At 50.4% G+C, this 12,757-nt stretch carries 14 protein-coding genes; 13 read left to right on the plus strand and 1 reads right to left on the minus strand.

Annotated features, from left to right (window positions below; genetic code table 11):
* The first annotated feature begins 6 nt into the window (after window positions 1-6).
* The 10 genes from essC to E4663_RS00230 all read left to right on the plus strand — a co-directional run bounded on the left by essC (window position 7) and on the right by E4663_RS00230 (window position 10,254).
* Complete coding sequence (gene essC / locus E4663_RS00185; RefSeq protein ID WP_241657077.1) at window positions 7-4,365, plus strand: type VII secretion protein EssC; 4,359 nt, start codon at window positions 7-9, stop codon at window positions 4,363-4,365.
* Between the two features lie 7 nt (window positions 4,366-4,372).
* Window positions 4,373-4,732, plus strand: coding sequence for a YwqH-like family protein (locus E4663_RS00190; RefSeq protein WP_135326192.1), 360 nt, complete (start codon window positions 4,373-4,375; stop codon window positions 4,730-4,732).
* Complete coding sequence (locus tag E4663_RS00195) at window positions 4,733-5,008, plus strand: DUF5344 family protein (RefSeq protein ID WP_135326193.1); 276 nt, start codon at window positions 4,733-4,735, stop codon at window positions 5,006-5,008.
* Between the two features lie 13 nt (window positions 5,009-5,021).
* On the plus strand, window positions 5,022-6,599 hold the full coding sequence (locus E4663_RS00200) for an LXG domain-containing protein (protein ID WP_135326194.1): 1,578 nt from the start codon (window positions 5,022-5,024) through the stop codon (window positions 6,597-6,599).
* A 24-nt stretch (window positions 6,600-6,623) separates the two neighbouring features.
* Window positions 6,624-6,962 (plus strand): hypothetical protein, encoded by a 339-nt coding sequence (locus E4663_RS00205; protein ID WP_135326195.1) that lies wholly within the window; start codon window positions 6,624-6,626, stop codon window positions 6,960-6,962.
* A 96-nt stretch (window positions 6,963-7,058) separates the two neighbouring features.
* Entirely contained in the window at window positions 7,059-7,397 is a 339-nt protein-coding gene (locus E4663_RS00210) for a hypothetical protein (protein ID WP_135326196.1), read from the plus strand.
* A gap of 132 nt (window positions 7,398-7,529) precedes the next feature.
* Window positions 7,530-7,874, plus strand: coding sequence for a hypothetical protein (locus E4663_RS00215; RefSeq protein WP_135326197.1), 345 nt, complete (start codon window positions 7,530-7,532; stop codon window positions 7,872-7,874).
* A 23-nt stretch (window positions 7,875-7,897) separates the two neighbouring features.
* Window positions 7,898-8,707 (plus strand): hypothetical protein, encoded by an 810-nt coding sequence (locus tag E4663_RS00220; RefSeq protein WP_135326198.1) that lies wholly within the window; start codon window positions 7,898-7,900, stop codon window positions 8,705-8,707.
* 20 nt (window positions 8,708-8,727) lie between these two features.
* Window positions 8,728-9,039, plus strand: a complete 312-nt coding sequence (locus tag E4663_RS00225) for a hypothetical protein (protein WP_135326199.1) — start codon at window positions 8,728-8,730, stop codon at window positions 9,037-9,039.
* Between the two features lie 90 nt (window positions 9,040-9,129).
* Window positions 9,130-10,254, plus strand: coding sequence for a hypothetical protein (locus E4663_RS00230; RefSeq protein WP_135326200.1), 1,125 nt, complete (start codon window positions 9,130-9,132; stop codon window positions 10,252-10,254).
* Window positions 10,255-10,288: 34 nt separating this feature from the next.
* Here the strand turns inward: E4663_RS00230 and E4663_RS00235 are convergent, their stop codons facing one another.
* Complete coding sequence (locus E4663_RS00235) at window positions 10,289-10,765, minus strand: glutathione peroxidase (protein WP_135326201.1); 477 nt, start codon at window positions 10,763-10,765, stop codon at window positions 10,289-10,291.
* A gap of 163 nt (window positions 10,766-10,928) precedes the next feature.
* Between E4663_RS00235 and E4663_RS00240 the strand changes: the two genes are divergently transcribed.
* The 3 genes from E4663_RS00240 (at window position 10,929) to E4663_RS00250 (ending at window position 12,754) form a co-directional block, all read left to right on the plus strand.
* Window positions 10,929-11,288: a DUF4181 domain-containing protein gene (locus E4663_RS00240; protein WP_158290366.1), complete on the plus strand. Its 360-nt coding sequence runs from the start codon at window positions 10,929-10,931 to the stop codon at window positions 11,286-11,288.
* Window positions 11,289-11,379: 91 nt separating this feature from the next.
* Window positions 11,380-11,559: a hypothetical protein gene (locus E4663_RS00245; RefSeq protein WP_135326203.1), complete on the plus strand. Its 180-nt coding sequence runs from the start codon at window positions 11,380-11,382 to the stop codon at window positions 11,557-11,559.
* A gap of 367 nt (window positions 11,560-11,926) precedes the next feature.
* Entirely contained in the window at window positions 11,927-12,754 is an 828-nt protein-coding gene (locus E4663_RS00250; protein ID WP_135326204.1) for an MIP/aquaporin family protein, read from the plus strand.
* Window positions 12,755-12,757 lie beyond the last annotated feature (3 nt).

The raw sequence follows: 12,757 nt of genomic DNA on the forward strand, positions 1-12,757 counted from the left end.
ATGACAATGACTCGACTTTATGCGTTTTACAACGATACGTATCTAGCGGGCGAAACGGACAAGCTTCAGGTGACGGTCGGAAGCAATCCGGCGGATGACTTCGTATTCCCGTCGCTCGACCGTTCGTTTGAAGTCGGAACAGACCGGGACGGCGAGTGGACAGAGGGCCCCGTCACGTTCGCTATTCCGTCCGAACCGTTTGAAAAACGCCTTTACTATACGGCGGACCGTACAGCTCTCTCGATAGGACAAGGCCAGGACTTGGAGATCGGGGAGCATACTATCGACCTGATCAAACTCGGCAACCGCTGGATGATCGATCCGAGAGAAGAGTCACTGTATGTGAACGGGCGCCGCATCCGAGAGAAGACGACGCTCGAAACGGGAGACGTGGTCTTTTTTTCATATACGACGCTGACCTTCGTCGAGGAGGACATGCTCGAGGTGGGAAGCCATGAGGAAGTCCGGAGCGTATTGACGCCGTCGAAACTGCCGGTGTCGGAAATGAAGAAGCAGTACCCGGACTACCGCCGCACACCGCGAATGATGTACGAATTGCCGGAGGAAAAAGTGCAGTTCTCCTTCCCGGGTCAAGAGGGCGATGACCACGCCCGTTCGCTCTGGTTGATCATCCTTCCGCCGCTCGTCATGCTGCTCGTGATGGGGACGGTCGCGCTGCTCATACCGCGCGGGCTGTTCATCATCATCTCGGTCATGATGTTCACGACGACGCTGATCACCTCGACGATGCAATACTTCCGGGAGAAAAAGAAGCGGAGGGAACGCGAGGAGAAGCGTCACCGCGTCTATACGAACTACATGAGGGAGAAGCGCGAACAGCTGCAGGCGCTCCGGGACAAGCAGCAGTACGTGCTCCGATATCATTATCCATCTTTCGAACAGATGAAAGACTATACCGAACAAGTCAGCAACCGAATCTGGGAGCGGACGCCGGAGCACGCGGACTTTCTCGACTTGCGTCTCGGGACGGCGACATTGCCTGCTTCCTATGAAGTGTCGGTCGGATCTGCCGATTTCGCCAACCGGGAAATCGACGACCTGATCGAGCAGTCGCAAGGCATCATGAACGTCTACCGTCGCGTGCCGGACGTACCACTCACGACAGGGCTCGCCGGCAATCCGGTCGGACTCGTCGGCAAGAAGCGCATCGTCCAGAAGCAGATACAGCAGCTGATCGGTCAGCTCGCCTTTTTCCACAGCTATCAGGACCTGCGCATCGTGCTTATTTTCGATGAAAAGGATTACGAGTCCTGGAAGTGGATGAAGTGGCTGCCTCATGTTCAACTGCCGAACTCGTTTGCAAAAGCGATGGTCTATAACGAAAAGACGCGCGATCAATTGCTGCCGTCCTTGTATTCAATGATCCGCGACCGCGACATGGAGGAGGACAAGGAGAATATATCCTTCCGTCCCCATTTCGTCTTCGTGATTGCGAACCCGAACTTGATTGCCGACCACGTCATCATGGAATACGTCGAGCAGGACACGACGGAACTCGATGTCTCGTTCTTGTACGCTGCCGAGACGCGCGAAATGCTGTCGAACCAAGTGCATACGCTCGTCCAGTACATCACAGAAACCGAAGGCGAAGTGTCGATTCAGGAAGGGCTTGCCGTCCACAAGGCGTTCCGGCTCGATACGCAACAACCTGACACGCACGAACCGTTTGCCCGTAAGCTGCACTCACTCAACCACGCGACCGGCATCAGCAATTCGATTCCGGAGAAGGTCACGTTCCTCGACTTGATCGGACACGATGCGGAGGACTTGCCGATCGAGCAGAACTGGACGACCAATTCGTCCTCTAAATCGCTCGCCGCACCGATCGGCTTGAAAGGGCGGACCGACGTTGTCGAACTCAACCTGCATGAGAAAGCGCACGGCCCGCACGGTCTGTTAGCAGGTACGACCGGGTCTGGTAAAAGTGAGCTATTGCAGTCGTATATCCTGTCGCTTGCCGTCCACTACCACCCGCATGAAGTCGCCTTTTTGTTGATCGACTATAAGGGAGGCGGCATGGCGCAGCCGTTCGAGGATGTGCCGCACCTGCTCGGGACGATTACGAACATCGAAGAAAGCGCGAACTTCTCATCCCGCGCACTCGCCTCGATCAAAAGCGAATTGAAGCGCCGCCAGACGTTGTTCGACCGTTACCGGGTCAATCACATCAACGCCTACACCGCACTCTACAACGAAGGCGAGGCGGACGAACCGATGCCGCACCTGTTCATCATCTCGGATGAATTCGCGGAGCTGAAGAACGAAGAGCCGGACTTCATCTCGGAACTCGTCAGTGCTGCACGGATCGGGCGTAGTCTGGGTGTCCACTTAATTTTGGCGACCCAGAAGCCGGGTGGCGTCATCGACGATCAGATTTGGAGTAACTCGCGCTTCCGCATCGCTCTTCAAGTCCAGGATGCGAGTGACAGTAAGGAAATTTTGAAAAATAGTGACGCTGCCGATATCCAGACGACCGGCCGCGGTTATTTGCAGGTCGGCAACCACGAAGTGTACGAATTGTTCCAGTCCGCCTGGAGCGGCGCGCCGCTTCAAGAAGACACGTACGAGGGCGAGGATCAGGTCTCCTTGGTCACAGACCTAGGACTGATCGGGCTCACCGACGTCGAGGCATCGGAAGAATCGAGCTACCGCGATAGGAAGACGGAAATCGATGCGACCGTCGAAGCGATCGCCAGTACGCAAAGGAAGATGAGCATCGACCGGCTGCCGAGTCCGTGGCTGCCACCGCTCGCCGAACGGATGGAGCGGACCGCGACGGAACAAGGGGACAAAACGATCGCCATCGGTCAAAAAGACGAGCCAGACCGTCAACTGCAAGAGCCGTATCGCTACCATATCGGCCGTGACGGCAACATCGGCATCTTCGGTTCCTCCGGCTACGGCAAGTCCAATACGCTGATGACGATCCTGCTCAATATGGCGGAAGCCGAGAGTCCGGAAGAGCGGCACTATTACGTGTTCGACTTCGGAAACGGCGCATTGTTGCCGTTGAAGAACTTGCCGCATACGGCCGACTACTTCCGCTATGACGATGACCGTAAGATGGAGAAATTCACCGATATGATCAAACAGGAAATCGACCGCCGCAAGCAGCTTTTTCTGGAGGAAGAAGTCAGTACCATCAGCTTGTACAACGAACTCGCGTCGGAGCCGCTTGCACATATCACCGTAGTCGTCGACAACTTCGACCTCGTCAAAGAAGAGCGGACCGAGCTAGAGAATCCGTTCATCCAGCTGGCGCGCGACGGGCAGACGCTCGGCATCACTATCATCATCTCGGCGACCCGCGTCAACGCCGTCCGTCAGCCGCTTTTGAACAATTTGAAGACGAAGGTCATCCATTATTTGATCGACCCGACCGAAAAATATTCGCTCGTCGGCCGCACGCCGTTTGAGCTCGAAGCGATACCAGGGCGCGCGCTCGTTCATAACGAAGCGACTTACCTGACACAGATGTATCTGCCTGCCGAAGGAGAGAGCGACTCTCAAGTCTTGGACGAGGTGAAAAAACAGGTGCATGCGCTAAAAGAACGGTTCGAAGGGACGAAGAAGCCGGATCCGATTCCAATGCTTCCGTCCCGCCTCGATTACGAGCTGTTCGTCGAAGACTACATCACCGGCGCCTTGAAGCCTGCGCATATCGCCGTCGGACTGGATGAAGACTCGGTCGCACCGGTCCAGGTCGACCTGTCCGAACACTGCCTCGTCACCGGACAAGCCCGCAACGGCAAGACGAACGTGCTCAAGGTGATGCTTGAGCAGATGCTGGATGCGCCATTCGAGCAGATTGCCGTATTCGACGGCATCGACCGCGGGCTATTTTCTTATAAGGAAAAAGAAGGCGTGATCGGACTCGATACGTCGGAACGAATCGCCGAATGGACGGCGACGTTGGAAGCAGAATTGAAAGAGCGCGAAGGTGCTTTTGTAAAAGAGATGGAGCGAGGAGGCGCGGGACCAGAATTCAGCCCCATCTACCTCGTCATCGACAGCTTGTCGCGCTTCAACCAGACGACCGACAACGTCCTGCAAGGCAAAATCGCTGGCTTCATCAAACAGTACAGCCACCTCGGATTACGCGTCGTCGTAGCCGGCAACCTGACAGAATTCACGAAAGGGTTCGATACGCTGACTGGCGAGTTGAAACAGATCCGCCAAGCCGTACTTCTGATGAAGAAATCCGACCAGAGCTTGTTCCAGTTACCATTTGAACGGAAAGAGCCTCAGGTGCAGCCGGGATACGGCTACCACGTCTTGAACGGACGGGAGCGGAAAGTCCAGATTCCTTTATGTGAAGAAAAACGTGATCAGATAGGAGTGTAATAAGGGCATGTCTTTATTATTGTCTATATTGAAACAGGATCGCTACCAGAAAGAACGGGAATTGGCGGAGCTTCAAGACTGTCAGCGCGAACTCGCCAATCTCCAAGACGAACTGATCCAGCAGCAGAGCCGCGTAGGAGAGCCGGAGCTTTCGCCGAATACATGGCACGGCGCCCGTGCGAACGAATTCAACGGCTCCCGCGAAGACATGACGGATGCGTACCGGGACATTTCAAAAACCCAGATGAACCGGGCGCAGGATGAAGTGGAGCAGAAAATCGGTCAGATCCGACAACAACTCGGCTACTTGGGGCACCAGATCGCCGCAGAACGCAGACGTATGGAAGAAGAGGAGGAGGGAGCGTAAATGAGTAAAGAGATCCGCGTCCGCTATCAGGATGTCGAATCGTCCATCAACCAGATCGAGCAGTCTTCCGAATCGTTCGACACCCAGATGCTGCAACAGTTGAAAGGAGACAATGTCCTCGAAGTAGCAGACCAGCTCGAGCGCATCAACCAGGAGCTTAAGGAGATCGGAGAAGCATATAAGGAAATACTCCGCATGAACAACCAGGCGGTTAAAACGTCCGTCCAAGGTCTGGAAGCACAGGACGTACAATTGTCCGGGCAAATGAAAAGATGAAAGGGGGAGACAGATGAAAACGTACGACGGAACAGCCTTGCACGGAGGCATCGACAAGTTAGTCGGGCAGATCGAACAACAGGAATCGCAACTTGAACAGCTGACGCAGACGATCGAGCAATTCGCGAATCTTGATCAATTCGAGGGGCACGGAGGCGAAGCGATGCGCAACTTTTATCGCGACTTCCATCTCCCCCTGTTGGAGTACTACAAGCACGTCATGATCAACTACGACCGAAAGCTCGACTCGCTGAAACAAGCGGCACAAAAACTCGAATCCAACACCGACGGATTCATCCGTGAGGACTTCCTCGAAACGGAAGTGACCAATAGCCTTGCGGATGCAAAAGAGCGCACGACGACGCTCGTCGACGAAGTGAACGATACCCTCTCGAAGGTAGCCGACATCGTCACGGTAACCCCGGTACGGGACGACCTTTTCCACCGACATATGATGCGTACGGAGGAGAAGCTCAATGAAACTGTCGAGGATCTGCATGAATTCGACACGACTCAAACGAAAGAACTAGATAGTGTGGAGCATGACGTGCAGATGATGAGAAGGTATATTGAGGAAGGAAAGGGAATGCTCACAAGTGGAGAGCTTGCACTTGAAGAGTATTCTTCGGGGCAGCTTCGGGGAATGGAGAGTTATCAGCCGCTGAAGTCAGCACTTTTCAGTAAACAGGCCGGATCATGGGGAGAGATGTTAACGACGCCGTTCGATTATGTGAAAGAGAAAATGGGAGCGGGAGACCTTACGTTAGCCGCCTACCAATCCGCTAAAACCTTCGGCGCCCTTGTTTTGACGAGGAAGATCGGTGTGAACTATTCACCGATGAAAGGCAGGCGCTATTCACCTAATCAAAAACCGACACTCTGGCAGAAGATAAGAAAGGATTACAAATTCACTCTCAAGATGGACGACAAGTGGACGAGTAGGACCAAGCACAGTTCGAAAGTAGCGAGTTTCTTGAAGAATGTGATGGAAAGTGATCCGTACAAAAACCCAGTGGCACGAGGATTCCAGAAATATATGCAGACATACGATACGCCATCCCAATTTTACAAAAACATGGCGGGCTTCCCGAAGAACATGCACACGACGACAGGTGATAAGACATACCAAAGCATCAGAAAACAAATGACCCGAAGCGTGAAAGATTTTCCGAAGGAAGCACTAAATGCAAAAGGGTTCGTTAAAGCCAGCAAAAGAATTCCAATCATAGGGAATGGTATTACGGTCGTCTCCAACCTCGGGGAATTTTCAGATCCCGCAAATGATGGGAAATCAATCGCCAACAAAACAGGAAGAGCCCTTACAGGCGTGGCAGTTGATATTGGTGCAATCAGTGCCGGAACCCAAGTCGGCGCAACAATCGGAAGTGTCGGTGGCCCTATAGGCGTCGTCGTCGGTGGAGCAATCGGCGGGTTAGCCGGCGGTTTGGCAGCCTCCAAATTCGGAGGGAAAGTGAAAGATATCGGCGGAAAAGCGCTTGATAAAGCAGTTGATGCTACCGTATCAGGAGCGAAAGACCTTGCTGAAAGAGGGGAAGACGCACTAAAGGCGGTAGCTGGTTGGTTCAACTAACAGTCTGAAAATAGGAGTATCACTATGTACCTTATAATTGAAAGCACACGCTACGTAATAGTGTTCTTCTTCCTCACCCAAGTGGCAAGCAGCCTTTTGAACGCGTTGATGGGTTTTACCATCATCGACTATTTCAAGTGGGGAATTTATGAAGAACCGGAAAACATATTTGACAAAACCCAGAACTTCATCATGAAAGTTTTCCACGGCTTCGCCTTGTACACTTATGACCAGGCGGAGGAGAACTTTAATAATTGGTTTGCGAAAAAACTGTTCCATATCGTTGGTCTGGTCGTGATTAGTGCCGTTTCTTTGATTGTCTACTACGGGGTGTATGGAACGTTGAAGTTCATTTTTTATTAATTATCCAGCCACAGTTTGTGCTCAAGTTCATAGAAAAGTGGTGAAGTCCTTTGGAGAATAATAGATTTTCTAGTGTTAAGAGTAAGAGGACTGGTGATGGGGGTTTATGATATCGCATATTGGCTTAACATCCTCTTGATGTACACTCTAGGAACCCAGATCGTGTATGGGTTATTGATCTTATTATTAGGCAGAGTGATGAAAGAATACTTCGAATGGGGGATATTCGACCCTCCTTTGAACCTGTTTCAAAAAACGACGAATGTTTTTTTGATAGGGACGATCGGAAGCGGATATTACCTGGATGAAGTTTTGCGTAAGTATAGTTGGTTTAAAAGAAAACTTTATATGTTTTCTGCTTTAGTTATTCAAACGATCGTTTCTGTGATTCTTTATCAGGTCATCTATCATAGTATGTTGAAACATTTGCTTTAGAGGGTGATGGATGAATTTTTGAAATTTGGTACTAAATGAAACTGATAGGAAATAAAGAGGGGATTTCTTTATGGATTATCTATTAATTCAGGGTATTCGTCACACAGTTGCCTAGGAGTAGGGGGGCTTGTCATGGATCAGTATTTTATAGTGGAGGCCATTCGATATGTAGTCCTCGCAGCGATTGGCATTCAAGTAGCCACAAGCCTTGTAACCGTCTTACTTGGCTCGGTCATCATCGAATATAACGAATGGGGCATTTACCCCGAACCTAGCAACTTCTTAGAGAAAGGGCAGAACCTGTTCATGTATGGCTTTGCAGGGTTTGCCATCTACAGCTACCGGAAGGCAGAGCAGGAGTTTTCGAATTGGTTAGTGAGAAAAGCGGCCCATCTGCTAGCTTTGATCGCACTGAGTATCGTCGGAGTGATTGTCTATTATGCTACGTACGGCACATTGAAGTTCATTTTCTATTAAACTACGAAAAGAGGTCATAACAGATGGAGCATTTACTTACCTGTACGACAGAAGAACTCGCCTTGATGATGGCGGTATCCGATCATCCAAAAACGGCGAGGGGGATGATGGATGAGTCCTTCGGGAAGAAGACCGAACGCGAATGGATCGCGATTATGGAGGCGATGAGCCACCAGCTGATCATGAAGAGGATGTGGGATTCCGAGAAGGAGAAAAACGACGAGAACCCTTTGAACGAAGAGGTCCGGTCCTTCATCGACAAATACGTCCACTCCGAGCGTATGATCCGCTGCTCCAACCTGCCGATGCAGTCGGTGCTCATGCTGCACCATTACGAAGGCGACCAGTGGCTGTTCCACCTCATCGACCGGGATATCGTCCATGAGTTCGCCCTCCTGGAATCGTCCGAAATCAAAGCTACGATCCGTGATTTTTACGGCATCGAGTACGAATCCTACGCAGGCGAGCAGACATTCGATCTCACCTACCGTGATTTCGATCGTCTCCGTGATCCGAAAAAAGTGGAGAAAATACAGCGGAAAACGCCGTTTACAGAGTCGGAAGAGCACAGCTTCGAGCTGTTCACAGAGGACTTGAAACGCTTCGACTGGACGCTGTTCAACATTACCAATTTCAGCATCGACTCGCGCGGAGATCAATCTTTCGCTGAGAACATCCTCTTTTTCCTACCGTCGCACCGGGGCATCTGGATCTCTGAGCACCAGGAAGAACAGGACCGACCAGCCCATTTCTATCTAGCAGACTATGAAGAATGGGACACCATTTTGCAAGGCATACAAGACTTCGTCGAATTACAGACACAAGAGGCCTGACACGAAAGGAGCCAGCCATCATGAAAGAATTTCTCGTTTACACAGCAGTATCCATTCTAGCCACCCAGCTGGTCTTCGGCTCGATCATCCTGCTGATCGGCAGCCATATGATGAACTTCTATGAGAAGATCACCTTCTACAAGCCAGGCAGCGCCGGAAAGAAAGCCTACAATATCATCATCGTCCTCCTCTTCGGGGCCGGCTACTACCTGTACGATAAACTTTATAAATTCCACTGGATGCTGCGCAAATTCCTCTTCGCCCTCGTCATCTTCACCTTCGCCATCATCCACGTCATCACCATCTACGTCCTGACGGAAATCGGGTACTAGGGGACAGGGACCTTGTCCCGGCGTCCGGTAGATACGATTAGATAAGAGAGTGGGACAAGGTCCCTGTCCCCAAAAGGAGGGAGTATTCTTATGAGAAACGACCAGGAGATTTCAGAGAAGACTCATACGTATTTACGGTTGCTCGGGCCCAGTTTCAACCGGCAGTTCGTATTCGGGATTGTTGTAATTCAATTGGGGTTGTTCGGGATGCTTCCACTTCTTGCGGTTCCTTTTTCGAATGAATATTTCTATGCCGCGGTTGTGCCGGCTTTCCTAGTGCTGATATGGGGGATTCTGCAGTTCATCGCGCCTTATCGACTGGAGAAACTGCACCACCTCTATGTGGGTGTTTCTGGATTCGCTTTGACGTATATTTATTTTCTCGTCACGCAGAAGCTGATTTATCTGCATATCGGCGCGACACATATCGGCTATTTCATCGCGGGACTCGTCTTATTCGTCTTGTTGCTCGTTGCAATGTGGAAAACCAATATACGCTACCTATTCGAAGGCTCGTATTATGATCCGAATAAGCGTCATCTGTGGGGAGGAAGCAATCAGTTAATCGTGAAAGCATCAGGTGTCGGGTATGTACTAGGGCAAGTGCTATTGTCGATCGTCGCCGGTGACTCTATTACCATGATCATCATAATTCTTTGCCTTTCTTTGTTTGCAATCTTTACTGCTTTTATGGGGACGTTCGTTCATCGCTACTGGTATATTCATCAAAATATAGAAGCGGTGCGATCGTTGAATCCTGGCTACAGTCTTCCGAATAAGGACAGGGCACCGGGACCAACACATGGCTATGCAGTATTAGTTTTGACGGAGAAGGATTACGATACCGATGAAGTGGATGAACACATAAACGACATCATCGATAACGTGGAAGATGTCGAGATCGATACCATCACGTTCGCGTGCCTCCCAGAAATGGATAAGGAAGAACGAAAACCGTTGGAAGAAGCTCTCCCTAACCAAGTGCTCCAAGCACCGGGATACGTCTTATTCCAATTTGAGTACGAAGAAATGAAGGCAGCCGTCAAAAAGATGGAGAAGAAGCATCACAACGGCTTCTTCAAAAAAATCCCGTCAGAAAAATACGCCTTCACCCAAGACCAAGTAGCCCTCCAACCTAAAAACGCCATCCTCTACACCAATGACCTACGGAACTTGGATCAAGGGACGTTGGGGACAGGCACCTCGTCCCGCTAAGCGAGAAGGAGGGCTGGGACAGATGCCCTGTCCCCTACAACACCTGTTTCAAGTCTTTCTCCATTTTGTTCGGGTTGGTGGTCGGGGCGTAGCGTTTGATGACGTTACCTTCCCGGTCGATCAGGAATTTGGTGAAGTTCCATTTGATATCGCTCGCAAGCAGACCTTTCTTTTTCGCCTTCAAGTGCGTGAATAGAGGGTCTTCTTTAGCTCCGTTGACGTCGATTTTCGCGAACATCGGGAAGGAGACGCCGTAATTCAATTGGCAGAACTCTGTCGTCTGGTCGATGTCTTCGAACTCCTGGTTGTTGAACTGGCTGCTTGGAAAGCCGAGGATCTCGAGGCCCTCGTCTTTATACTTCTCATATAAATCCTGCAGCTCCTGGAACTGGCCTTTCAAGCCGCATTTGCTTGCTGTATTGACGATGATGAGTGCTTTTCCTTTGTAATCAGCTAAGGACTGCTGATCCCCGTTCGTCTTATCCACTGTGAAATCGTAAACGGTCGTCATTGTAATCACTCCTCTTGTTAGGTTGTGTGCAATTTAATTGTACCCTTATTAGGTGGGGCGTTCAACTTTGGGGACCGGGCATTCGTCCCGATTTTTTCTTAGAAAGTGGGACGAATGCCCGGTCCCCTCTGTTAGAATGATAGAGACGGAGAGGAGTGACATCATGGATTTGCCTTTGTTAATAACAGCTGGTTTAGCTGTGATTACGTTTCTTATAAGTGAAATGTATATAAAGCGGCAGTTGGGAATCAAGCCGAAGCGTGTCAGCAAAGACCGGCCGAGGATCTATCAATCGATCGACAGCGGCCTTACGGTTCTAGCGTTTGCTGCGATTCTTATTGGCTTCTTATATTTTGAGACGAAGACGACCCGCATCATTCCGGTTGCGTTCATCCTGCTTGCGAAAACGATGCTTCGCGGTGTGGAAGAGTACAACACGGACAAGGCTTCTAAAGCGTATTATCACCACTTTTTATGGGCAGGCTTTACGGTTTTGTTGATCGTCATTTTGTGGATCGGATAAGTCGAGGGGACAGGGAAACTGTCCCCTTTTCTAGTAAACTGAAACCCTTCGCCTAGTGAACCGTATCCTAATTCATTAGGAGGGATGAAGGGTGGAAGAGAAATCATGCAAGAATTGCGGTGGCAAAGAATTCACGGAAGCGACAGATTATATGCCGGTCAAACCGAGTAAGGGGTCGTTTCGCGGCGCACAAAAAATATATACATTCTGCTTGAAGTGTGGGGAAGTCGACACGATCCGGTTAGACAATCCGGAGATTTTCAGAAAGTGACCCCCGTTAAGCCATTCTATAAGATCGCTTAGTACAACGAATCTTTTAGGGGAAAATGTAATGTCGACAGATGTAAACACATAAACGCGAGAAAGCGACAAACTCTTGTTGCTACAACATTTCCCAACAATTTCGCACATGAAAATGCCCGAAAGTTGAATAAGGGACAAGGTGCCTGTCCCCATAAATCGTCAGAAAATAATTGACAACGCTTTCAGATGGGTGTAAAGTTACAGTACAAGTTAAGAATTGTGTCGGAGACATGGAGACTCACATCAGGGAAAGCGTACCCGCGAAAGGTATGCTCAAAGATGTGAGTCTTTTTGTCGTCACGGACTTGAAAAATATGTAAGGGGATGACAACAAGATGACAGAATTTGTAGCGGAACTGATCGGTACCATGATTTTGATTATTTTTGGTGGCGGTGTTGTCGGAGGCGTAGTATTGAAGAATTCCAAAGCGGAAGGAGCAGGCTGGGTCGTCATAACGATCGCCTGGGGACTTGCTGTAACGATGGGGGTTTACGCCGTCGGAAGTTTCACAGGAGCACATATCAACCCGGCAGTAACGCTTGGGTTCGCAGCGATCGGTGAATTCCCATGGTCCAAAGTGCCGCTGTATATCAGCGCTCAAATGATCGGGGCCATCATCGGGGGAGCCATCGTATTCTTGAACTACTTACCACACTGGAGCAAAACGAAGGACAAAGGCGCGAAACTTGCGGTATTCGCAACAGACCCGGCTGTCCGCAGTCCATTTTCCAACTTGCTTAGTGAAATCATCGGAACGTTCGTACTATTGATGGGCCTATTGTTCATCGGAGCGAACGACTTCACAGAAGGATTGAATCCGTTGATCGTCGGTCTATTGATTGTCGCGATCGGTATGTCCTTGGGTGGTGCGACCGGATATGCGATTAACCCGGCGCGTGACCTCGGGCCGCGTATTGCTCACTTCCTACTGCCGATTCCAGGCAAAGGCGGTTCTGACTGGGGTTACTCTTGGATTCCAGTAGTCGGACCGATTATTGGAGGCGTTTACGGCGCATTGTTCTACCGCGCCATCTTCATGCAGGACTTATCTGCAGGGTTCTGGATCTTCTCCATCATCATGGTGGTCATCATCGTCGGAGCGGTCCAAGCCGAATTGAAAAAAGCGAGAACAGAAGACGCAGACCAGGAACAAGCTGTTTAATCT

It is taken from the genome of Halobacillus salinus (assembly GCF_004684905.1).
GTDB classification, from domain to species: Bacteria; Bacillota; Bacilli; order Bacillales; family Halobacillaceae; genus Halobacillus; species Halobacillus salinus.

Bases quoted from the DNA above. Each gene is read 5' to 3' on its own strand.
- essC (WP_241657077.1), top strand. From the start codon at position 7: ATGACTCGACTTTATGCGTTTTACAACGATACGTATCTAGCGGGCGAA.
- E4663_RS00250 (WP_135326204.1), top strand. From the start codon at position 11,927: ATGACAGAATTTGTAGCGGAACTGATCGGTACCATGATTTTGATTATT.
- E4663_RS00215 (WP_135326197.1), top strand. From the start codon at position 7,530: ATGGATCAGTATTTTATAGTGGAGGCCATTCGATATGTAGTCCTCGCA.
- E4663_RS00210 (WP_135326196.1), top strand. From the start codon at position 7,059: ATGGGGGTTTATGATATCGCATATTGGCTTAACATCCTCTTGATGTAC.
- E4663_RS00240 (WP_158290366.1), top strand. From the start codon at position 10,929: ATGGATTTGCCTTTGTTAATAACAGCTGGTTTAGCTGTGATTACGTTT.
- E4663_RS00225 (WP_135326199.1), top strand. From the start codon at position 8,728: ATGAAAGAATTTCTCGTTTACACAGCAGTATCCATTCTAGCCACCCAG.
- E4663_RS00235 (WP_135326201.1), bottom strand. From the start codon at position 10,765: ATGACGACCGTTTACGATTTCACAGTGGATAAGACGAACGGGGATCAG.
- E4663_RS00190 (WP_135326192.1), top strand. From the start codon at position 4,373: ATGTCTTTATTATTGTCTATATTGAAACAGGATCGCTACCAGAAAGAA.
- E4663_RS00195 (WP_135326193.1), top strand. From the start codon at position 4,733: ATGAGTAAAGAGATCCGCGTCCGCTATCAGGATGTCGAATCGTCCATC.
- E4663_RS00205 (WP_135326195.1), top strand. From the start codon at position 6,624: ATGTACCTTATAATTGAAAGCACACGCTACGTAATAGTGTTCTTCTTC.
- E4663_RS00200 (WP_135326194.1), top strand. From the start codon at position 5,022: ATGAAAACGTACGACGGAACAGCCTTGCACGGAGGCATCGACAAGTTA.
- E4663_RS00220 (WP_135326198.1), top strand. From the start codon at position 7,898: ATGGAGCATTTACTTACCTGTACGACAGAAGAACTCGCCTTGATGATG.
- E4663_RS00230 (WP_135326200.1), top strand. From the start codon at position 9,130: ATGAGAAACGACCAGGAGATTTCAGAGAAGACTCATACGTATTTACGG.